This window comes from Paenibacillus sinopodophylli, from assembly GCF_005930355.1.
Taxonomy (GTDB): Bacteria; Bacillota; Bacilli; order Paenibacillales; family Paenibacillaceae; genus Pristimantibacillus; species Pristimantibacillus sinopodophylli.
Window position 1 is genome coordinate 1 of record NZ_VDBO01000021.1, and the last position, 23944, is coordinate 23944.

Genomic DNA, 23944 nt, shown 5'->3' on the forward strand with positions numbered 1-23944 from the left:
ATGAGAAGGCACAGTGGTGAACGAAGAGCTAGCGAACTGCTGGCTCTTGCAGCCCGCTCAGTCGGTGCCAAGCATGCTGAGAAGGCCTACAAGCTTCATCTGCAACAGCTACTAGCCGAATATGATCTAGCTATGGAGCAACTGCAGGTCATTAAGGCTGAAGTCGCGGCCGCACTGGCCCAGATTCCGCTGACTAAGCCCCTGCTGGCAATGAAGGGCATGAGCACCTTGTCTGTCGCCAGTATTCTCGGTGAGGCTGGCGGCCTCAGCGGCTATGCACATGGTAACGCCTTGCTACGGCATGCCGGCCTCAACCTGGCTGAAGCGAGTTCAGGCAAATGGAAAGGGCAAATGTCCATCAGCAAACGTGGCCGACCAAGGCTTAGGCATGCTCTATTCATGGCAACCATGGCCCTCATCATGAATGATGTATCGTTTAAACAACAGCATGAAGTGAATGTAAAGACGAAAAGCATGAAACCGATGCGTTCCGTGATGAAGCTTTGTGGCAAGCTGGCACGCGTTCTGGTTGCTATGGCACAGAGCGGCGAAGCTTACGAACCGAATCGAATCTTCCCTATGAAACAAGCTGCTTAACCGCTTCTCAATTAGCACGAATACTGGCTTATTCGCGGGATCTCAAGACTGCACGGAGTACCGGATTGCGTTGAACAAAAGGGCACAGACCCGTACCGTTAGGATAACCGGCCTCCACCCACCGGATAGGCGTAACGAAGGAATGAAAGGGCATCGACTCGTCGAGAAATGGGAGTCAAAGCCTCTGGAGGTACGTGGAGCAACGTGCAATAAAGCAGTAAAAAAGGAGCGAAAATTCGCCCCTTCTGTTCCCGCATGTGCTTCGGCTACCGATTTGGCGGTACATCCCCTCTTCTTTCCAGATAGCGATTCATCTATTGGGAGAGATCCTGCGAATAAGCGAGCATTCGTGAGGAAACTACATTTTACCGAAGGAGCTCAACAAAAATTCGCCTTAACAAAAATAAAAACCACAAAAACCGACCTCATGAGGTCGGGCCTTCCTTGGTGGAAATGGAGGCAAGGGGATTTGAACCCCTGTCCGAAGATCACGCCACACCGGCTTCTACGGGTGTAGTCACAGTTTTGATGTCACCCAAGCAAACGCCTTCTGCTACTGTAAACAATCTTTATTTATATTCAAACAATGTGTATAATTGTAATAACAGTTGAATAGTATAATTAGGAGTGAATGATATGGGTAAGGTGATAGAAATGGAACGCAAAGTTACAAAGTTCGGAAATAGCCTTGGTATTACCATGACAGAAGCCTTGAAACAAATCGGTCTTGTGCTTGGTGACACTGTGCATATTGATGTAAAAGAAACAGATGGAGAAATTATCATTCGCAAAGCAAATAAGGTTGAGTTACCAACTGGAATTGGTCCCGACTTTTTAGATACCCTTTCACAAGTCATGGAACAATATGAAGATACATTAAAAGGGTTGAAGGATCGCTAGGATGGAGATCCGTTATTTATCTGTTCAAGAAGTCATTGCGATTAATGTGGCTTTGATTCAGAAATATAGTCCTGGTGAACACGTTGGAGTCAAAGATAGTGGCTTATTGGAATCAGCTATTCTACGACCACGTTCATCCGCCTTTGGTGATGATGCCTATCCTTCATTATTCGATAAAGCTACTGCTTTTTTTGAATCATTAGGCATGAATCATCCATTTCAAAATGCCAATAAGAGAACAGCCTTTGCATCTCTTGTTATCTTCCTACAGTTGAATGGATATCTATTTGTAATGGGCCAGAAAGACGCTGAAGATATGACGGTTGATATGGTGAATCATAAATATTCATTTCAAGCACTTTCAGCACTCATTGAAGAGCACTGCGTCAACGTATAACAAAACCCGATCTCACAAGGATCGGGTTTCCCATTTTATTGGGTTACAACTTCTAAACCAACGTCAGGCCTCCGCCCGATCTCTGAAGTTCTTTGATAAAACGATATCCTTCTAGAAATCCGATTACAAAGATCTCCTTCTCCTCAAGAGCTCTTTCTATGTTTATTGTCTCCTCTATGCGACCATATAAGTTACTCTGTGTTTCGTTTAAACTATTGTAGAAACTATTAATTGCATGATGAGACTCTTCACTCACCTTTCTAACATGAGGATTATCAGAACGCATGTCACACATTTCATGATGTCTTTTAGCTGCTACTTCGCTCAGTATTTCCCTCATCCCATCAAGATAGGCATTTTCTAGTGCTTTTAACTCAGCTATTGATTCGCGTTTCTTTGGGAAATGCTTTCCCACTGTAACCATCCTTACCATTGAAATACATGATGCACCCAATAGTTATTCCTCCTTTCAAATCTATATTAATAACTTTTCCTATTTGCTAGTTTTGAATCGTTGAAATAATAAAAATTATTGATACAACTTCAACAAACTCAAACTTACCCACTTAGTCTCAAGTAATCCGTCACAAGCAAAGTTCAATATGAGTGCAGTATGACCCATTTCGTGGTAGTTATGCTTTGACTCCTTCAGTTCTTTTGATCTTTTCGAGGTACAGCCCTTATCCAGCATAGCAAAAACCCCATCCTCACGCGGATGGGGTTCTACATTTGGTGGAGGCGAGGGGCTTCGCTTCCCTTTATATACAGACTTTTTTCTTCATACATTCTCAATGCAAAGAATCCATTTTTATCAAAAACAATAATACCAATCGGAAGCAAACTGATTCTCGTTGTGTGTTGAAGAAACATCCGCCGATAGCTTTACGTAACGAGCTGCTCAGTTCTTAACTTATCGAAATATACATCAAATTCTAGATCCATTTCGTCAGTTGATGATAATATGAACTGCCGCGTTACTAACTGATTTCCCTCTAACCATTAATCTCAAGCAGCAGTACAAAGATTAAGGCAAGGTGAACAATTTTACGCAAATGAAATGATAACAATGTATACGCCTCTCCTTCACACTCAGTAGTTAAGAAAAATTTACCATAATTGAATAACTACTTTTTTCCAATTTAACTTAGCACTCTGAAAGACTAATAAAAGAATAATGACTACCACATCTTCACACTTAGCTTAATAAACCGTCATATAAAAAATACGGTAGAATCCGTTAATTGGCCCTAACATATCATTATTGGATGTTATACAGACCTCGGAAGCTCCGACTCTTCGATGTAGTCATCGGCACTTCCTTATAGACGAAAACCCCCTTCTCCGTTTAAAAACGTCGAAGAAGAGGGTTTGAAAAAACTCAAATAATCGATTAACTTTGGATTAGACCAATACTTTAATCCGCTTGACTCGGTAATCGCTTGTCGCAGTATCTGCGAGGCCACCCGACCACGGGATGCCGCGGCCCCTTCCCCAAGCCTTAAGGTAAAGTAGAGTAATTATACGAAGGTTGGAAACGAGGTCGGCATGGATTCTTTCGATCCATTTTCTTACATCACTGTGCCGGTCTCTCCGTCCTCCTCCTTATTACTTCAATTTCCTTCGAGCGGATTCTCCCGTCCGAATTTGTTTTGCCTTTTATTCTTAATCCTTGGCTGCAAGCATCCGAAGCAGAACCGTGACCGTTTCCGCCCTCGTCGCGACATTATTCGGGAAGAAGCCGTTGCCGCCCTTCCCCTGCATAATCCCCAACTTTTTCAACTCGGCTGCCGCCCCGACGGCCCAGTCTGGAATGTCGCGATCATCAGCGAATCCGGTGGAACCGGTTTCAGATGCTAGGTTTAATGCTCTCGCCAGCATTACGGCCATTTCCGATCTCGTAATGGCCGCATCCGGACGGAAGTTGCCATTCTTATCGCCCTGGATAAGACCCAAGCTTACGGCTTGCGCGACGGCTGTCCGAGCCCACTTCCCGATTCGGTCCGCATCCTTGAAGGACAGAACCGATTCTTCGTTCTGAAGCTTCAGCGCTTTCGCCAGCATCACCGCGAATTCAGCGCGCGTCACCGTACGATCGGGCCGGAACGAACCGTCCGTATAACCTGTGATAATTCCTTTCTTTTCAGCTTCCAAGATATTAGCTTCGGCCCAATGACCGGCAATATCGGCGAAGGCATGACCAGGTACTGGAACGTCCGGACCATCGTTCGAATCATCGGGGTCTAGCGGCGGGGTCACGGGAGTTCCGCCTCCCGAATTTCCTCCGCCTCCTCCGTTTGAACGCTCGTTTACGGAAACGTTTATTCTCCCCGTAACGGACGGACTCGCGGTCAATACGGCCGTAATCGTCACTTCTCCGGCAGCTGACGGCGCAGTAAAGATTGTGCTGAATCGACCATTTTCGTCCGTTACTGCTTTAGCAGTTTCGATGCTGCCCCACAAAGCCGAGACTTTGACCTCTACGCCGGAGACCGAAAGATTGTCACCGTCGTATACAATTCCCGCAATGGACACGTCATTTCCGACCATCACGGAAGACGGAGTAGCCTGGAGTTCGATTAGAACGGGCATTCGTACGGCCTTAATTACGGAAACGGTAATCGTATCTACCACGATTGGACTCGCGGTCAATACGACCGTAATCGTCACTTCTCCGGCAGTTGACGGCGCCGTAAAGACTGTGTTGAACTCGCCGTTCGCATTCGTTACGACATTAGCGGTTTCGATGCTGCCTGACGAAGCCGCGATTTCGACCTCCACGCCGGGAACTGGAAGATCGTCGCCGTCGTAGACAACTCCCGCAACGGACATGTTGCCTCCGGACATCACGGGAAACGGCACCTCCTGGAGTTCGATTCGAGCGGGCACTTGCACGATCTCGTTTACGTAAACGGCAGTCGTCTCACTCACGGACGGATTCGCGGTCAAGGCTGCCGTAATCGTCACTTCTCCGGTAGCTGACGGCGCCGTAAAGACCGTGCTGAACCGGCCGTTCTCATCCGTTACCAAACTGGCGTCTTGGATGTTGCCCGAAGCTGCCGTGATCTCAACCTCCATACCGGATACCGGAAGATCGTCCCTATCGTAAACGACTCCCGTAACGGTCACGTCGTCTCCGAACTTCACGGAAGACGGCGTCGCTTGCAGTTCGATTCGAGCGGGCACTTGTGCGACCGGGTTCACGAACACAGTAATCGTATCCGTCAAGGACGGGCTTGCTGGCAGAACGACCGCGAACGTCACGTTTCCGGCAACAGACGGCGCCGTAAAGACTGTGCTGAATTGGCCGTTCTCATCCGTTACTGCCTTAGCAGTTTTGGTGCTGTCCCACGAAGCCGCGACTTCGACCTCTACGCCGGATAACGGAACATCGCCGCCGTAGACGACTCCCGTAACGGACACATCGCCTTCAACCGTCACGACAGACGGCGTTACTTGAAGTTCGATCCGGGAGGGAACCCTTTGTACGTTTTCGATACCGTACACTTTAAACTCCCAGAGTGAGTAGCCGTATGTGGTCGCTCTTTTGGTGCCATTCATCCGAACGTATCTCGCATTCACCGGTTCGAAGGAGATTTTATCGATACCGCCGGCTCCGGTTGCGGTACTGTATACCGTAGTCCAATTCGTCGCGTCCTCGGAAACCTGAATTTGGTACTCCTTGCCGTACGCGCTTTCCCAATGGAGATCGACCTTCTGGATGGGTTTGCTATAGCCGAGATCGACGTAGATCCACTCCGAGTCGGAATAGTTAGATCCCCAACGAGTGCTCAATATGCCATCGACAGCATTACCTGGCGCCACGTCCGAGGCTCTGACCGAACTTGCCACTGCCGGCACGCCTTCCGCCAGATTGGGCGATAGTGATTCATACACTTCGAATTCCCAAATCGAGTAGCCGTATGTGGTCCCTCTCTTGATTCCATTCATTTGAACGTATCTTGCCTTTACGGGTTCGAAGGAGATATTATCGGTTCCGCCCGCTCCGTTCGCGGTGCTGTAAACCGTAGTCCAATTCGTCGCGTCGTCGGAAACTCGAATCTGGTACTCCTTGCCGTACGATTCCCAACTCAGAACAACCTTTTGGATGGTTTGGCTGGAGCCAAGATCGACGTAAGCCCACTGCGAATCGGAATAGTTAGATCCCCAACGGGTATTCACAATGCCATCGACAGCATTACCGGGCGCCACGTCCGCGGCTTTGAACGAGCTTGCCACTATCGGCTTGCCTTCCGCAAGATTGGGCGATAAAGCTTCAAATACTTTAAATTCGTAAAGCGAGTAACCATTCCCGGTGCCCTGCTGAACACCCTGCATCCGAACGTACCTGGTACTGACCGAAGGAAAGGAGATGTGGTCGATTCCTCCGTCGCCCATCGTCGTCGAGTAAACGTCCCTCCAAGCGACGGCATCGTCCGATACTTGAATTTTATAACTTTTCCCGTACGCGTTCTCCCAATTCAGCCTAACTCTATTGATCACATATTGATCTTGCAAATCAACATTTATCCACTCATTGTCCGAATGATTCGAACTCCAATACGAAGTTCTATAAATATCCGTGGCATTCGAGGAAGCATAGTTATTCTTGCTGGATGAAGCGGCCGCGCCTTTATCGTAAGCGAGATCGAACTCTCTATCGTCGATGGAGGCGTTCTCGTTCAAAGTTATGCTTCGTCCTGTGAACGTATCTTTGCCAAGCTTGTAGCTTGTCGTGGATGTTTCTCCGTTACGATTCAGCGTCACGTTCACGATAATCCCCGGCGTTTCGGGATTGGAGACCGAAATACGGACAGGAGATACGGATTCGTCAACGATAACCATTGCGGGTTGATCTACTTTGACGGTCAAACCGTCTCTCACCGTTACCGTTCCGGCTTTATAGAAGAGCATTTCCGCAATGCCCAGCGTATTATGCCGAACAGCCTGAACCGATGGTGTATTCGAAAGAATACGGATCGGGTTGTCGCTTGCGTAGCTGCTGACCTCTTCGGAGGTTTTGTTCGGCAATACGATGTATTGGTAGGAAGCGTTTGTTGGTTTCACGCCATGGTCGAGCCAAACCGAAAAAATCGATTGGGTAATCGGCGCCGTAGAGCTTCCCGTGATGACGTCGCTCCATTTCCCGGTCTTCGTCTCCCTTTGCACTTTAAAATCCGTTGGATTCGGAAATATGTAGCCGATATTATCGTTGTAGGCCCAACGACCGTTCGTTTGCAACGGTCCGTCCGCGAGCGGATTGCCATCTACGAGAACTTCTCCAACCGCTTGGCTTTGATTCAATGTCGTGTGTATGGAAGCGGCATTCGTCGAAGTAATTCCCGCGCCAAGCGCCACCATTTCATTATCGAAGAAGAAATAGCCCTTCTTCCCGCTTGTACTCAGCTTGTTGAAATCAAACGCAGTGGCGCCATAACGCTCATCGGTCACGCCGCCTACGAATGTTTTGGGGTTGTTGAAATTCCCGTCTTTCGTGAGCGCATACGGGGCCGTCGTTCCTGGAACGTGAGCCCAGTCCATCAGCGGGTAGATGGGTCTGTATTCGTCGCCTGTTCTCTGTATGGCAGTAGCTCCTTGCGGCGTCCAGTACAACAGATTATATCCGCTGGGATGAATCGTTCTCCATTCGCCGCCTTTGACCGTGCTCGAAGACATTTTGACCGTAATTCCAAAGTCATTGCGCATATGGGAGGATACCAGCGTCTGCCATTGCGTCATATTGTTGGCGTCCTGTCCGTTGCTCGTGATTGTGCCAACTTGGCGAATATTGTTCAGGAAACTCGCAAACTCCGCCGCCCTCGCCGGGTTGGCCGCTAGCATCCACTGCAACGGATCTTCATAGAAAGTCAAAGCCGCGCTTTCATAATCCGGCCAATCGGGTCCATTCATCCCCATGCCCAGATCGGCAACATCGCCCCTCACGAGATACCTGGTGCCGTCCAATAAGTAGGATGATAACGAATCGATCGCAATCTTGCTGTAAGAAAAAATGGTACCTGAGGTAACGTACGCCCAAAAGGACATATCTCTGGCAAAGCTTCTTCCATAACCCGTCGTATAATTCGTTTTGCCATGCATAAAGAAAGACATATCCGACTGGATTCCCGTAACGGTCGTCGTCACGTTCGACAGCACATTAAACGCATTCACTGCCTTCCGAACGATCTGGGCATCTTCCAGCAATAAGCCGCGGAACATATAATTTTGATTGTACCAGGACGAGTTGGCGCCATCTACCGTGTTCGGCTCGCTGTCTAACGTGGCGATAATATTGGAGAGTTGCGTTTCAGTTAAATAGCCTTCGCACAAAATCGCGATTTTCTCCAATCTTAGTTGTTTACCGATTCCGGTCTCCCACCAGTTGGTTGAAGTCGGCTTTACCGTAAACCAGTAGTCCAGCGCTTTTTGAATACCCGCTATCATGGTTTCACTACGATAGTATGGACTACTCGGGTCTGCGAACGCCTGAGCCATCGATTGCATCCGATCTAATGCAAGGTATGGCGACCAAGCTCTTCCATTGGCGCTGGAGCTTGTATTCGCGTAATCGACATCCCCCCAGCTCCCATTAGCGTTTTGACTCGATAAGTAGGTGCCAGCCTGTGACTGGAAGGTCCATTCTACCCGACCGTTCGTTCCGTCATTTATGATATCTCTTGAGATGTAGAAGGCTACTATCCGCTCTTTCATCAATCTCATTTCGGCGATTTCTTGAGCATCGTTCGTCGCCTCGGGAGTACTCGCCGATGCGGGCGAGTAGAACCAAATGGACGATATCATTGAACAGACAATAACAAGACATGTCCACCTCCTTACAAATCTTTTCATTTTGTCAGTCATACACATGCACTCCTTTGTTCTTCTAAACTGAAAAATCATTGACAACGCTTTCAGATCAGGAAATTGAAGGAGGCAGTTCGCACTGCCTCCAACCCTTTAAGAAAGCGTATTAAATATATCCTCCAACGGTATGTCCACTACGGCCATCACTTCGTCCGCTGCACCGTAATACATGCGGACCGTTTGATCCGACAACAGGGCTCCACACGAAAACACGACCTTTCCGAAAAATCCATTCACCTCATATGCAGCTTCCGGCTCCAATACGGGGATACGAGATCTCGCGATAACCTTGGCCGGGCTCTCCAAGTCGAGCAGCGCCGCGCCCATACAATAGCGATGTGTGCTATCTGCTCCGTGATACAACACAAGCCAGCCGCGTCCGGTTCGAATCGGAACCGCACCGCCGCCCATACGAGCGGAATCCCAGCCTTGCTCGCTTAGCCCCATTAGAAAATGGTGATTCCCCCAATGGTCGAGATCGGGTGATTCGGCGATCCACATTTCGGGAGAGCCGAATGATTTCGGCACCGGACGGTGCAAGGCGTAGTATTTGCCGTTTATTTTTTCTGGGAATATCATGACGTCCTTATTTTCAGGAGCTAGCATAAGCCCGCGTCGCTTGAATGTTCGAAAATCCCAGGTTTCCGCCAAGCCTACGCCTACGCCGTGCGCGGACGCGGAGCTGTAAGTGATATAATAGATGTCCCCCATTTGAGTCACGCGCGGATCCTCAATTCCCCAAGCTTCCAGAGCGTTCTCCGGAAACAAGGCTGGCTGCGGTTCGATGTCGAAATGAACGCCGTCCTTGCTTCGCGCCACCCGGAGATGGGATAAAGATGTGAGCATGACCGTGCGTCCGTCTTTTGCGATGAATCGGGAGTCGGAGTAATCATAGCTCGAATCGGTCTTGTCGTAGCACTCTACAAGTACCTCGGTACCCGCTTCGTTCAGCAGGGGGACAAGTACCTCGTCCGCCTTTTCCGATACCGGCGCTTCCGAAATACGCAGTAAAAGGATAATTTCATCCCGCAACTGCGCAACGCCTGCATTAAACACGCCCAGCACTCGAAAGTCGGGGCGGGAGGGCACAACATCCTCGACACGGATAATAGGATTTTGCGCGCTACGTTTTATGTTCATGTGAGATACCTCTTTCAGTATTTAAGTCTGTTATTTACCCGATATAACGGCGTCGATTTGCGCTTGTATTTCATCGATTACTTTTTGTCCGCCGAGGCTCGCCATTTTTTCCTCCAGCATCGTCTTACCTTGATCGGCAGGCAGCACGCCTTGGCTAAGCGGCAAGAAGATCGAATCGTGAAGCGGCGTAATCTTCGCATATTCCGTCTTCACCTTCTCAGCGTTGAAGTTGAAGCCCGAAGTTGGACTAAGTGTGAAATTAGCCGGGTTGGTAGAGAAGTCGAACCACTTCTTGTCGTCTGCCATCATCGTGTCCGCCGTGCGGGTCAATGTTGGCCGCCAAGTCAGTACATAGCCTGGGAAAGTATAGCTCGACAGAATCTTATAGCTCGATTCACCGACAGGTTCCCAGTCCTTGCCTTGAATACCGTATTCCATCAAATCGTGGTTTTCCTTAATCGACAACCAATTAGCGACGTCCAACGCCAAATCGGCGTTCTTGGATGAAGTTGGGAAGCAAAGGAAATTCCATTGCTGGAAAGCGGTATACGGCTTGGCCTGATCACCGTTCGGAACGAACACCTCAAGTTTGTCGCTGCCGTCTTGCAGCATTTCCGAATATTTCAATCCTTCCACGCCATCAGTCGAATAATAGGTAGCCGCATATTTGCCTTGCTTGAACAGTGTTTCCGCATTTTGCTCCTGAGCGATATTTTTGGAAAGTATGCCGTCCTTGTAGTATTTGGTGACGCGTTCATAAGCATCGGCAATCATCGGGCTTGCCCATTGACCGACTACTTTCTTGTCCTTGGTTGAATAGGCGAACATGTTGACACCGATTTCGAGCACTTCATCGAGCGCCTGGTTAGCAGATTCGCTCAGAATAAACGGAAGCTTATCGGCTTTGATGCCGTTAATGACGAAGGGCTTGACATCCTTCTCGTTTTCCTTGACCGCATACAAAAATTTCTCTAAATCGTCGAGCGTTTTCAACTCAGGAAGTCCGTATTTCTCGCGCAGATCTTTGCGAATCAGCATACCATAGAGCTGTCCCTGTGTGGTACCGAGCGGAATGCCCATAATCTTTCCATCGAATTTGTTATACTCCCACATCTCACCCGGAATAGATGCTTTTAGTTCCGGACGCTCGGCCACCATGACATCCAGTTCCTTCAAAGAATTGCTGGCAATCATCTGATTCATTGATAACCATGGTGCATCCAGATACATATCGAATTCTTCCCCGGCAGACATCTTCACGGATAGAGCATTCCCATAATCCGACCACGGCAAGAAATTGATATTCAAGGCCGCTCCGACATTGTCCGCTTTCAATTTATCGTTGACCGCCTGCAGCACATCATCAAAGCCCGTCGGTTTATCTCCTGGGAAGTAAGCTTTCAATGTCACCGTTGCCTTCGGAGCGGATGTAGCGCTATTCGAATTCGATGGTGAATTCTCTTCCTTGCCGCCATTCTCCGAATTGCCTCCGCACCCCGCCAACATCAGTGACGAAGCTAATACCAATGCCGTCGTCGCACCAAACCATTTTTTTAAACTCATTCTTTTACCCTCCTTATATTTTGAGAAAACGTTTTGATTAACCGGGGAATCCGATTAATGCTGATAATCCTCACTTACCCTTTAACGGCGCCTACTGTTAGACCTTTGACGAAATACTTCTGAAGCATGGGATACAGCAAGACAATCGGGCCAATAGTCAGTACAGTTGTCGCCATTCGCACGCCATAGGTTGGCGGTGTTACGGAAATGGCTACTGCAGAGGGTATGAGATTTTTAGCGGCTTCCATATTGGATACCATCCGACGCAGAATCAACTGCAGCGGGAACAACTTCTCATTGTCAACGAACATCAATCCCATAAACCAGTCATTCCAGTAGTTTAGAGCATAAAAGAGACCGACGGAGGCTAGAATCGGCTTCGAAATCGGAATCATGATTTGGAAGAAAATTCTCATTTCATTCGCTCCGTCCATTTTTGCAGCCTCCTCTAATTCTTCGGGAATCGTACGGAAGAAACTAACCAGCAAAAAGACGAGGAACGGTTGGCATAACATGGTTAAAATTAGTACCCAAACGGTATTCTGCAAATGCAGCCACTGACTGACCACAATGTAGAACGGAATGATGCCTCCAGAAAAGAGCATAGGTAAATAGCAAAAAATCAGAAAAGGCGATCGCAAGACATTCCGCTTGTTGGCCAGTGAATAACCGAGCATAGCGGAAATGCACAACGCGCTTAATGCACCTACGGCGGTTATAAAAATCGTGACCGCATAGCCGTTGAACAACACATCCGACTGCAAAACCGCTTTATAAGCGTCCAGCGATAATTTTTGCGGAAATAAAGTATACCCGTGCGCAATCAGTTCTCCTTCGTCCGTAATCGATCCGATAATCATCAGCAGAAAAGGAAACAAACAAAATAAGGTGAACAATAAAATGAACGTATAGGCAAATACCGTAAAAGTTCGATCTGCAGCGCTTTGTTTCTGTCTCATCGTTATTCTCCTAAAATAAAGCGAATTCTTTAGACACCCTTCGGGTTACCCAGTTGGCGGCAATGACGAAGACAAGACCCATAACTGACTGGAACAGGCCAACTGCCGAAGACATACCAAAGTCGTGCAACTGTCTCATGGAGCGGAATACGTAGGTGTCGATGACATCGGTAGTCGGATAGAGCAAGGAATTATCGCCGATAATGGCATAGATCATGGCAAAGTCCCCGTTGAAAATTTTACCTACAGCCAGCAAAGTCATGATCATTATGGTTGGAACGAGCAACGGCAATGTAATGCGCAGCACAATCTGCAGCTTAGATGCCCCGTCAATCCGGGCAGCCTCGTACAAATCCTCCGTTATCCCGGTAATCGCGGCCAGAAAAATAATAGAAAGATAGCCAGCTCCTTGCCATACGCGGATCACCGTCAAAATGTAAGGCCACAGCTTCGACTCAAACATCCAGTTGACCGGTTCCAAGCCGATATTTTGCAGCCAGGCATTGATCATTGGCTCTTCCCCGCCGAATAAGGATTGGACAATCATGCCTACCACAATCCAAGACATAAAATAAGGAAGAAAAATGAAAGATTGCGAGATTCGTTTAAAATAGACGTTGCGAATTTCATTGAACATTAGCGCAATTAATACCGCAGCCGCCGTAGTAAATACGATGAACAGCACGTTTAACGTCAGCGTGTTGCGCAGAATTACCCAGAAATCATCCGAAGTAAAAAAGTAATTGAAATTTCTAAAACCGACCCAATCGCTTCCCGTAATTCCTTTGGCATAATTGTAGTCTTTAAAGGCGATCATAATCCCGTATATGGGGAAATAGCTGAATACGAGAAAGAACAGCAGTCCTGGTACGGCCATAGCATAGAGAAAAGGATTTCCAATAATATGCTTCAGTTTGGACCCACGCCTTGCATTAAGTTGGTATTGCATCGTTTTGTTTCCCTCCTTTCAAGTTGTATGGCATCGTTTTGTTTTCCTCCTTTCATCGAGACTATAGTCACATCATCGTCCCGTTCTATGCCGTAACCTTACCAAGCCCGCGCCGCAGCGGCAATTCCAGCAAACTCCGATTTTTCCTGCAAACGCAGATTTACGAACTTCCTAAAAACAACACTATATCGAAAAGAAACGATTCTGCTTACGGAAATGCACGTTATGCTATACTTAATCCACCATTTTATGAAATCGGTAATTATGATTACGGGGGTTCTATTGCAATGAAATTCAGACTTCCACTCCTCGCACCGTTGAAGCGGCATCCTACCTATATGAAACTTATTTTTTATTTTGTCAGTGCAAACATTCTGGTGCTGGGTATATCTTTTGTGCTGCTCTATTGGCAGTCTTCCAAAACGCTTCTGGAAGAGATCGGAGATCATTCCGAATCCTTGCTAGTGAACGGCTCCCGGAACACAGCGCGACTGATGGAATGGGCTTTGGAATTCAGCTTCTCCTCCAGCGATGACAGCACCCTCAAGGTGTATGCCCTTTCGGATCAATACAGTGATTTTGAAACCTTTGAGGTATGGAGCCGGCTTATGGACATTAAGAACGCCAACCCATCAATCGATTCGGTATACCTAATCAACGATTATACAAATACCGTCATAGATTCCAGACTTGGATTGAATGATACGGATGCTTTTTATGATCAGGACATCATTGAGCGTTTACGGGATCCGCTTACAGCAGACCACAGTGTTCTCATACCGAGAACCTTGTCCATCCCTCTTATCGGGAATAAGCCCAAAGAAGTGATAACTATCGTAAGATTTTACGAAAAAGGCAGTTCTATCTCCGCTTTCGTTCTGAATGTGGATACTCATAATATAATGACCCTGCTTCAAAACAATTCGAATTATGCCAAAAGGTTGATCACGGTTCTGAATGATACGGATGAGACGGTTTTTAGCAGCACTCCTTTGAATCAGGAACAAATCGCAGAGTTCAGGAGCCACAGGAGTAAGGAAGAAAGCGGATGGAAGATCTTTCAGCCCCGGAATCAGGGAGAGCAACTGATGGTTTACGCAGACTCCTCCATCAAAGGAATCCAGGATTGGACCTTTATCGAAACGATCCCAATGCCTGTTATTTTGGGAAAAATCACCGTTCTTCGCAACACAAGCATAATCTTGTTCCTCATCCTGTTCGTAGCATCTTTGATCGCTATCGTTCTGATTTCCAAACGGGTGTACTCACCTATTCAAGAACTGATTAGCAGAGTGATGCGGCAGCATCAAGCTGAAAAGCCCGGTGAAGGATATAATGCTAATGAACTTGACTACTTATCCAATGTGTTTACATCCCAACGCAATCAAATTCATGAACTGACCGAGCAATGGAGGCATAATAAAATTTTGGGCAAGGAGAGGTTTTTACGGGATTTTCTAGGGGATATTTACCATTCGGTAGAAGAAATATGTTCTCAATTTCAAGAATGGGGAATTGATCTACCTGAAAATCATCTATCGGTGGCTATCTTCCGAATCGACCACTTCTCGCAATTTTCTAAGACCTACACGGAGAAAGACCGGCTTCTCCTCCGATTTGCAATTTCTAATATCATCGAAGAGTCGCTGCAATCGTCTAAGCACAAACTGCAAACGGTAGACATGGGGAACGATCACGTGGCGGTTGTTTTATCGGCCCCATTGTCCGAAGAATTCACGAAGAAGCTGCAAGTAGCCCAGCAGTTAATAGAGCAGTATTTGTCAATCGGCACGACCGTCGCTTGGGGCAGGACGCTGCCCAGCCTGACCGACATGCATGAGGTATACTTGGAGACGTATGAATTGACGCAGGAACGGTTCCGATTGGGCCCCGGATCGCTCGTCGTGAAAGCTTGGCTGGCTAACGTGCCCGAAGAACTGTATCATCTACCTGTGGACAAAGAGCGGCAGATCGCTCAAGCTCTGCCCAAGGGTAATTCGGATACGGTTCTGGAGATTATGCGCTCAGCTGTAGTCAAGCTGCGGGAACTCCCCTATTTTGAATGCAAAATGTCGTTGATAACCTTGTTTATGGATATACGCCGTCTCATGCAGGAGCACTCCAGTCAGCCGCTGCCAAGTTCATGGGGGCTGACTTCCATCGAGAATCAGTTCATACAGCTGGAAACGATGGAAAACGTGGTGCCATGGATGGAAGCACTGGTAACCAAGACACTTGAAGATATTACAGCTGCCCGCAGTCAGTCCAAAAACGCAGCCCTTATTGAGCAGGCGGATCAGTTTATTGAAGAACAATTAACCGATCCGAACTTGTCCGCCAAAATGCTGGCCGACCATTTGGATCTGTCTGTGAACTATTTCCGCAGTTTGTATAAAGCAGAGACAAATCAGTCAATTACGGATATGATATCGGCGAAACGCCTAAATTACATTTGTCAGGAGTTGCTTGCCTCTGACTCGCCGATCGAGCAGATCATCCATAATTTCGGATTTTCGTCGCTTAACACGTTTTATTCAATCTTCAAAAAGGTATATGGAATGACGCCTGCCCAATATCGAAGGATGTATAAAAACGGCAATACAGTGGAGCATGAAATAACCCGGTAAGAATTCACGCAGCGTGCGGTGCTTCTGGATGTTAGATAGGATTTGGCCATTTTGATTTGTACTTTTGAGGCTTAAAGCCATAATCAGTGCTTGACGAAATAATTTTAGGTTTAAAATGGAAAAAAATCTGTCACTCCTGTATTGTTGTAAGCCTCACCGAACATCAACAAAAGGAATAAACAGATACAAATCCAGTATATCAATGAAATGCTCGACATACCTGAACTATAGATGCATAGAATTCGATCCATTGCTTCCGAAGAAATTCATATCGAAGCCATTTCGCTTAGCTACAAACAATGTTGCCCGATTTGTAAGTCCGATTAAGACGTCATTCGTAAGGGAAGTACCACATGTTGAGCGAAGCACAGATTTTGAGATTGTGCCTCGTTTTTTTACTTTAGTTTTAGTTGCCCATCAGTATATAATCGATCGTAATAACCCAAATAGATTAATTCAAGTTTATAGATTATTTTATTCAATCTCATATTTACCACCCACTAAAATCTTATTTGCTCGATTCTATCATGATACTTTGATTCGAATGAAATAATTCATTTGAAATTGCTAACTATGTTGTAGACATTTTGTCTACAACTCAATCTATGATCAGGCAACTTAAATTCTAATGTCTACAATCCGTCTACAATTTCCGCCCATAGAAAAACCCAGCCCTCATGCGGGCTGGGTTTTCATAGTGGAGGCGATGGGATATGAACCCCTGTACGAAGATCACGTAACACAGGCTTCTACGGGTGTAGTCACAGTTTTGATGTCACCCGAGTAAACACCATAATTACAAGAGCGATTGAATATAACCAAGCACACTGCGGAAATTGGAAAAGTACTTACATTGATATGACTGCAGCTCATCAACAATCTCTTCTTGATCAAAGTCTTTCCAATTTCGACTAACAAAGACTTTCACTTTATCACCAGGTTGTTGCTTTACGTTTTTGATAATGGATGAATAAATAATTGCATCTTGCGGGGATAATCCAAGTTCCTCTTGAAAATGAATTGAATCATCATAAATAGTCCCTGTAATATCAATTGATACTCCAATTTTCAATAAACGACTCAGGGTTTTAATACACACAAAATCTCGCTCCGTAGCAAACGGTCTGTATTTAACAAAGGATATGCTTATAACCTAAGCAAAAAGAGCACCGCGTGAGGTGCTCTTTCTCATGGTATTGGTGGAGGCGAGGGGATTTGAACCCCTGTCCGAAGATCACGCCACACAGGCTTCTACGGGTGTAGTCACAGTTTTGATGTCACCCAAGCAAACGCCCTGTAACCGGCTTTCGCTAAGGTCAGCCTGATTGTCTTCTTCAGCTCACCGCAGGCGGAGATGAGACAGCGTATTCCACTACTTGTTAGCCCCTAATCCAGTCACATGGACGATGCTGGGTAGAAGCACGCACACAGTTTCTTAGGCTGCGAAAGCGTAGTTTGTTTGTTGTTTGCCGTTTAATAGGCTTTAGCGTTGATGAAGCAGACGACTCCCTGCTACCCGCAACCCGCGCTCGTCCAATCCCCGTCGAATCCATAAACGCCCCCAATTTTGCATAAACAGTCAGCAGCTTACACTAACGTTTAGCTCAATTGAAGCTTTAGGATTAAGGAGCAGCTTCCGTCAAATAACTCTTCCGTTTGGCTGTCCGATTGTCTAGCACGAATGCACTTGCTGATCATAGCTTGTTGCTGATATGCGTTATGTTGCCTTTGCTACTGCTCTAGTATACCACGAACAGCAAGTAAATGCGCGTATTTGTTATTGGCAACGTTGGCTGCTTGCTTCCATGGAAACTTCAACATATCTAACGAACGACCTTCTGCTTCTCGCGCAAGGCACGCTGAATGTCACGCTGAGCGTCACGTTTAGCCGCTGTATCACGCTTATCATACTGCTTCTTACCTTTACCAAGCCCAATTAACAGCTTAGCGAAACCATTGCGTATGTATATCTTCAAAGGTACAATTGCATATCCCTCTTGCTTCGACAAGCCGAGAAGCTTGTGAATCTGAGCCTTATGCATTAATAGCTTACGAGCACGCGTTGGATCGGTAGGGTTATGCATATTGCCTTGTTCAAACGGGCTGATGTGCATATTGTGAATGAACAATTCCCCGTTACGGATGGTGGCAAAAGCATCACCAATATTCGCTCTGCCATTTCTAAGCGATTTAATTTCTGTACCCATAAGCACCATGCCTGTTTCGAAAGTTTCCTCAATGAAATAGTCATGGGAAGCCTTCTTGTTCTGGGCGAGCTGCTTACCGTCACTTTTCTTACCCATGCTAGTCACCTCGTCCCCATTCAACACCTATCTTTGGTGCATATATACTGGTGTTCATTGTAACAACTTTGGAAGCGGAAATCAAGGCAGCTTAAGCGAGCCCTCATCACGTAGACTTGTCCCCACAATAGAATGCCTACACAGCTTTAAATCATTGACACTACTACTAATAAAGCGTTTACAACGATAACGCACGTATAGACCGAATAGAGATTATCTTAGCCTTCGAGGAAGGCAGCCTAAGTATATAAGAGAGGTTAGGCCCTTCGAACGATTGAGCAGCTGCTGGAAGCCGCTGGCGATCTACCCTGCGCCTTCTACGGAGTTTTTGATAAAATTATTTAGAAAAAATATTCATTTTTGTCTCTACTAGTGAAATACCAGCAAAGCAAATAGGTGCTCACATTAAGAAGAAAGTCGACCGTATTCAGCGCCTTCGAACATGAACATGGTTGATCCTTCAAGCTAACGGGCATACTATAATATCCTGCCAGAAAACGGACTGATGGTTACGTTGTCACCTTCTCTCCTGACTTCCCCAAGGCGCAGACTATTCACTCAGATCGAGTGTCAGAAACGTCATAATAACGAATTCGATTGTGTACTGCCTCATACGTAATACGTGTCAAATGCTTGACTCATTCCATAAAAAATAACCTTACCACTCGAAACACAACCTTATTTTCGCACAAAAAAACCGCCTTCAACCCTAAGGTCAAAGGCGGTTTTATCAACGTTCGTAAGCTACTACAGCTTTACAACGTTTTCTGCTTGTGGTCCACGGTTGCCTTGAACAACGTTAAATTCTACGCGTTGTCCTTCTTCAAGAGTTTTAAAGCCTTCGCCAGTGATTGCGGAGAAGTGTACGAATACATCGTTGCCGCCTTCAACTTCGATAAAGCCGAAACCTTTTTCTGCGTTAAACCATTTAACTGTACCTTGTTGCATGTGTAAAAACCTCCAAAAAAATAATATTAATATGCGCCTGGTTTGTCTTTAAACAAAAAATTCACACATTGGAAAGGGTTTCATGACTATAATGACACCCTTTTCAATATGTGAATTCAGGTTCATATTATCGATTGATTTGAGTGTACTATACCCAGAATTAAAAAGCAAGCGACGAGCTTAAATATATTTTCCCATATTGTCCAGTTCGCGGCGACTTCCAAATGAGACATATTACGGAAGTCGCCGCCCTGTTATTTACTTACGGTTCTTGCGGACAAATGCTGCTGTGGCATTGCCCCCGCCTCCGCTTTTCTTCTTCCGCTTGCTCTTGCCTTCAGCCGCGCCACTGCCACCAAGGCTTGGCGCATCTTCCCCGCGCTCGCTACTGCTAACCGCATCGCTCGGCGCCGATTGCTTCCGCCTCGCCGCATCCACACCATCGCTCCGCCGCTTCCCGGCTCCGCCACGACCGCCTTGCCCGCCGCTGCTGCGGATGGGCAGGCCCCACATATCCGTGCGCGATCCGCTTCCGCGCAACTGCTCCCTGCCGTTGCCCGGCGATGAATCCGCCTCATGCCCCGGCCCACGCTCCGCCGACGAAGCTCCGCCGTCGTTCGCGCCAGCACCGCTGCGCCGCTTTCCGCCGCGCCCGCTGTCAGGAGCATCGAGCCGCCACGGATTGGCTTGCTCGACAATACCTACCACGCTGCGGTCTATACCGCTGTGGAATCCTCCGCGGCCTCCGCTTTTACCACCGCGGCCTTTGCTGCCGCGCGCTCCAGCACCTGCTGGGCCGCGTTTGCCATCTGCTCCTGCGCCTTGGCCATTTCCACTACGGCCGCGATCCTCTGCTCCGCCGCGTTTCCCTTCAGTTCCTGCGCTTTGGCCATTTCCGCTACGGCCGCGATCCTCTGCTCCGCTGCGTTTGCCTTCAATACCCGCGCTTGGACTATTTCCGTTACGACCACGATTCTCTGCTCCGCTGCGTTTACCTTCTATTCCCACGGTTGAAGCATTTCCATTGCGACCACGATCTTCTGATCCACCACGTTTGCTATCGCTCCCAGCACCTTGACCTCGGCTGCGGCCGCCATCACGACCTTTTCCACCTCGTCCGCCACGATCAACACTGCCCGCACGATCACCGAAACCACCGCGTTTTTTGCCTCCGCCGAAGCTGCTTGGTATACCTTTACCGCTGCGCGGTTTCATGTCCATCAGCTCGAAGTCAATCGTATGCTCGGTCATACTGACACGAGAGACTCGAATTTTCACTTCGTCGCCGATTCGATATATTTTCGAAGTACGCTCGCCAACCAATATCATATGCTGCTCATGAAAATTGTAGTAATCGTCGGACATATCGCTAAGACGAATTAAGCCTTCAACGGAGTTGTCCAGCTCAATAAACATCCCGAAGCTCGTTACGCTGCTAATAATACCTTCGAATTCCTCGCCAACCTTATCAAGCATGAATTCACATTTCTTCAACTGCTCAGTATCACGCTCAGCATCCACTGCTACGCGCTCCCGCTCAGAGGAGTGCTGCGCGATTTCAGGCATACGCGCCGTAAGCGTCTCATTGCGCGCTTCCGTCAGTTGACCTCCACCATTCAACACCTCGCGAATAACGCGGTGAATAACTAGGTCAGGATAACGGCGAATAGGAGACGTAAAGTGCGAATAAAACTCAGCCGCAAGTCCGAAATGTCCGAGGCTTTGCGCATCATACTTGGCCTGTTTCATCGAACGCAGCATCACCGTCGAGATAACGGTTGCCTCCTTCGTGCCGCGTATATCCTCAAGCAGCGTCTGCAGTGCTTTCGGATGAATCGAATTGCCAGTGCCCTTTACGGTATAGCCGAAGTTTGAAGCGAATTGAACGAAATTGAGCAGCTTCTCCTGAGTCGGATCCTCATGAATCCTGTACAGGAATGGAACGCGCAGCCAGTGGAAGTGCTCTGCAACCGTCTCATTTGCAACCAACATAAACTCCTCGATGATTTGCTCAGCGACGGAACGCTCACGCTTGATAATATCGATTGCTTTGCCGTTCTCATCTACGATAACCTTCGATTCTTGGAAATCGAAATCAATAGCGCCTCGTTTCATCCGCTTCGAGCGCAGGCGCATCGCGAGATCCTCCATCAGGCTGAACATATCGAGCAAATCGGCGTAACGTTCTTTAAGTTCCGTCTGCGGCTCTTCTTCCGTAGCTGTCAGAATTTTTTTCACATTCGTATAAGTCATCCGCTCTTTCGTACGAATCACACTCGTAAATACGTCATGACGCACACGCTTCAGCGTTGCCGCATCAAACTCCATTTCGCAGGAGAGAGTCAAGCGGTCCACTTTCGGATTAAGCGAGCAGATCCCGTTCGACAAACGATGGGGCAGCATCGGTATGACGCGGTCGACCAAATATACACTGCAGCCTCTGCGATAGGCTTCTTGATCCAGCTCAGAATTTTCCGTCACATAATAGCCGACATCCGCAATATGTACACCAAGCAAATAGTTGCCGTTCTCCAGCCGTTTCACATGTACCGCATCATCCAGGTCCTTTGCGTCCTCGCCATCGATTGTAACAATGACTTCACTGCGAAGATCACGTCTTCCTTGCTGTACAATCTCTTCATCGGTAATGGAATCCGGCGCAGCTTCCGCTTCTGCCGTTACCTCTTCCGGGAAGCCTTCCGGCAGCTGATGCTTGCGAATAATCGACAAAATGTCGACACCAGGATCGTTCTTATGTCCTAAAATTTCGACAATTTCGCCTTCCGCTGCGGAACGTCCCTCGGGATAGGAAACGATTTTGACAACGACTTTCTGTCCAGAAACCGCTCCTTGATAGCCGCCTTTAGGAATGAAAATATCACGGTTAATCCGTTTATCATCCGGTACAACGAATGCATACACATCATGATCCTCGAATGTCCCTACGATTTGGGTAACCGCACGTTCTACAATGCGGACAACTTCGCCCTCCATTCTGCCGCCATGCTCACTTCTCGTCGTCACGCGAACCAGAATAATATCGCCATTCATTGCACTCTTCAGGTCATTGGCATGCAAATATACATCGCCATGGTCTTTGTCATCAGGAATTAAGAAACCGAAGCCCTTCGCATGCGATTGCAGCTTGCCTCTTAATAAGTTCATTCGCTCCGGCACTCCGTAGTGATCATTCGGTGTACGAATAATTTTGCCCGCATCTTCTAGCAGGTTCAGCAGTTTAAGGAACTCCTTAAACTCCGCTGCGCCCTCGATACCAAAATGCTTTTCTAGCTCTTGGTACGTCATCGGCTTATAAGCCGTTTCTTTCATAAAATCAAGCAGTTGCTGCTCGTGAATGGTCATTAGTTGTTTTTCTCCTCATAAACCTGCAAGCCGTTTCTAGCTTAGGTTGCAGCAGGTTGATAGATTATCATATACCATGTAGTATACACGAAATGGAAGCCAAGCATCCGTGAATATGTGTAAAATACAAAAAAAGCGAGGAATATCCTCGCTTTCTGCGTGTGTGTTCGTTATTGTTTTACGAAGTAAGATACAACAAGCGCTAATATAAAGAAGCCAGCCGCAAGAACTACTGTCAAACGCTGCAAGAACAAATCCAAACCGCGCGCTTTCTGTTTGCCGAACAAGTGCTCAGCACCACCCGTAATCGCACCGGACAAGCCTGCGCTCTTCCCTTTTTGCAGCAAGACTACAGCAATCAAGCCGACAGAGAAAATAACGAGCACGATCTTCAATATGATATCCATTCATTCCACCTCCAGCATAGGAGCTCCGTAAAAACACGTAAATCGAGTGTACCATAGCTGGGCCTAAATTACAATAGGACTAGCCCAAAACAAGGCCTTTTATGCAAAGCCATGGGATTTCAGGAATTGATAGTTATTAGCCGCGCTCTCAAGCGAACTTGACTCGAACTGCTCCTGCTCAACAATCATAAATTCAACACCTGCTGGCTCAAGCTCGCTTAACAGTTCAGCATATCCAACCTCACCTTTTCCGATTTCTGCGTCTTTCAAACCTTTGGAGAAATCCTTCAAATGTACTAACGGTACGCGGCCTTTATAGTTTTTCAAATAGTCAGCAGGCTTATAGCCCGAGATATGCAGCCAGCCCAAATCAAATTCCATCACCATCAGCTCAGATGGCATTTCGGCTAATATCTGATCGAGAACCGTTTTTTTCTCCACCAATTTGAAATCGCAGTCGTGATTATGAAACCCATACTTCATCCCTGCTGCTCTAACCTGCTGGCCGCATTTCGTGAACACATCAATCAAATATTTCACATTATCCATCGTCGGCTGCTCCGGTACAGGTGCCCAAGGCGTTATGATATAAGTCACGCCAAGCTCTTTGGCATATTCAATTTGGCCTGCCAAATCGGATTCCATATTTTTCGAATCGCTAAAGTTCAAGGGAACATGAACGGAGGGAGCCGCCAGTCCAAGCTCGCTTAGCTTGCTCTTGAGTTCAACCGCCGGTGTTTTGAAATACCCTGCAAACTCAACTGCCGCATATCCAATCTCCGCTATTTTCTCGAGTGTGCCCAGAAAATCAATTTCAGTTTGATCCCGCAAGGAATACATTTGAATGCCTATACCCGGTCTCGCCATACATCACACCGCCTAATCGAATAATGCTGTTCCTGTTTATTATGTCCAAGCGTAAAAGGCTGA

Annotated in this window: 16 protein-coding genes and 1 other RNA gene; 4 read left to right on the forward strand and 13 right to left on the reverse strand. The window is 47.2% G+C overall.

The features are described 5' to 3' along the window. From FGT79_RS29085 to FGT79_RS29095, 3 genes are all read left to right on the forward strand, one after another. Positions 1 to 597, forward strand: a 597-nt coding sequence (locus tag FGT79_RS29085; protein ID WP_138756324.1) for a transposase, incomplete at its 5' end; no start/stop codon positions are given. A 636-nt stretch (positions 598 to 1233) separates the two neighbouring features. Beyond that, positions 1234 to 1497 carry an AbrB/MazE/SpoVT family DNA-binding domain-containing protein gene (locus FGT79_RS29090; RefSeq protein ID WP_138756325.1) on the forward strand — a complete coding sequence of 88 codons (264 nt, stop codon included), beginning with the start codon at positions 1234 to 1236 and terminating at the stop codon, positions 1495 to 1497. Position 1498: 1 nt separating this feature from the next. Continuing rightward, entirely contained in the window at positions 1499 to 1894 is a 396-nt protein-coding gene (locus FGT79_RS29095; RefSeq protein WP_138756326.1) for a type II toxin-antitoxin system death-on-curing family toxin, read from the forward strand. Positions 1895 to 1946: 52 nt separating this feature from the next. Here the strand turns inward: FGT79_RS29095 and FGT79_RS29100 are convergent, their stop codons facing one another. The 6 genes from FGT79_RS29100 to FGT79_RS29125 form a co-directional block, all read right to left on the reverse strand. Further along, positions 1947 to 2348 carry a hypothetical protein gene (locus FGT79_RS29100; RefSeq protein ID WP_138756327.1) on the reverse strand — a complete coding sequence of 134 codons (402 nt, stop codon included), beginning with the start codon at positions 2346 to 2348 and terminating at the stop codon, positions 1947 to 1949. A gap of 1208 nt (positions 2349 to 3556) precedes the next feature. Further along, positions 3557 to 8752: a discoidin domain-containing protein gene (locus tag FGT79_RS29105; RefSeq protein WP_171056504.1), complete on the reverse strand. Its 5196-nt coding sequence runs from the start codon at positions 8750 to 8752 to the stop codon at positions 3557 to 3559. A 96-nt stretch (positions 8753 to 8848) separates the two neighbouring features. Continuing rightward, positions 8849 to 9895 (reverse strand): glycoside hydrolase family 130 protein, encoded by a 1047-nt coding sequence (locus tag FGT79_RS29110; protein ID WP_138756329.1) that lies wholly within the window; start codon positions 9893 to 9895, stop codon positions 8849 to 8851. A 30-nt stretch (positions 9896 to 9925) separates the two neighbouring features. Further along, on the reverse strand, positions 9926 to 11458 hold the full coding sequence (locus FGT79_RS29115) for a DUF3502 domain-containing protein (protein WP_138756330.1): 1533 nt from the start codon (positions 11456 to 11458) through the stop codon (positions 9926 to 9928). Between the two features lie 74 nt (positions 11459 to 11532). Then, positions 11533 to 12417, reverse strand: coding sequence for a carbohydrate ABC transporter permease (locus FGT79_RS29120; protein WP_138756331.1), 885 nt, complete (start codon positions 12415 to 12417; stop codon positions 11533 to 11535). Positions 12418 to 12427: 10 nt separating this feature from the next. After that, a complete protein-coding gene (locus FGT79_RS29125) occupies positions 12428 to 13366 on the reverse strand; it encodes an ABC transporter permease (protein ID WP_138756332.1) in 939 nt (312 codons plus the stop codon). 287 nt (positions 13367 to 13653) lie between these two features. Between FGT79_RS29125 and FGT79_RS29130 the strand changes: the two genes are divergently transcribed. Further along, on the forward strand, positions 13654 to 15993 hold the full coding sequence (locus FGT79_RS29130) for a helix-turn-helix domain-containing protein (RefSeq protein ID WP_138756333.1): 2340 nt from the start codon (positions 13654 to 13656) through the stop codon (positions 15991 to 15993). A gap of 796 nt (positions 15994 to 16789) precedes the next feature. Here FGT79_RS29130 and FGT79_RS29135 read toward each other — a convergent pair. The 7 genes from FGT79_RS29135 to FGT79_RS29165 form a co-directional block, all read right to left on the reverse strand. Further along, the gene (locus FGT79_RS29135; RefSeq protein WP_138756334.1) at positions 16790 to 17092 is read right to left on the reverse strand and encodes a hypothetical protein; all 303 of its coding nucleotides are present in this window, start codon (positions 17090 to 17092) and stop codon (positions 16790 to 16792) included. A 98-nt stretch (positions 17093 to 17190) separates the two neighbouring features. Beyond that, positions 17191 to 17556, reverse strand: a transfer-messenger RNA (tmRNA) gene (gene ssrA / locus FGT79_RS29140). A 260-nt stretch (positions 17557 to 17816) separates the two neighbouring features. Next, positions 17817 to 18296 (reverse strand): SsrA-binding protein SmpB, encoded by a 480-nt coding sequence (gene smpB, locus FGT79_RS29145; protein ID WP_138756335.1) that lies wholly within the window; start codon positions 18294 to 18296, stop codon positions 17817 to 17819. Between the two features lie 747 nt (positions 18297 to 19043). Beyond that, positions 19044 to 19244, reverse strand: a complete 201-nt coding sequence (locus FGT79_RS29150) for a cold-shock protein (RefSeq protein WP_028609190.1) — start codon at positions 19242 to 19244, stop codon at positions 19044 to 19046. A gap of 258 nt (positions 19245 to 19502) precedes the next feature. Continuing rightward, complete coding sequence (gene rnr / locus FGT79_RS29155; RefSeq protein WP_138756336.1) at positions 19503 to 22607, reverse strand: ribonuclease R; 3105 nt, start codon at positions 22605 to 22607, stop codon at positions 19503 to 19505. Positions 22608 to 22777: 170 nt separating this feature from the next. Beyond that, positions 22778 to 23014: a preprotein translocase subunit SecG gene (gene secG / locus FGT79_RS29160; RefSeq protein WP_138756337.1), complete on the reverse strand. Its 237-nt coding sequence runs from the start codon at positions 23012 to 23014 to the stop codon at positions 22778 to 22780. A 99-nt stretch (positions 23015 to 23113) separates the two neighbouring features. Next, complete coding sequence (locus tag FGT79_RS29165; protein WP_138756338.1) at positions 23114 to 23881, reverse strand: sugar phosphate isomerase/epimerase family protein; 768 nt, start codon at positions 23879 to 23881, stop codon at positions 23114 to 23116. Positions 23882 to 23944: the final 63 nt, after the last annotated feature.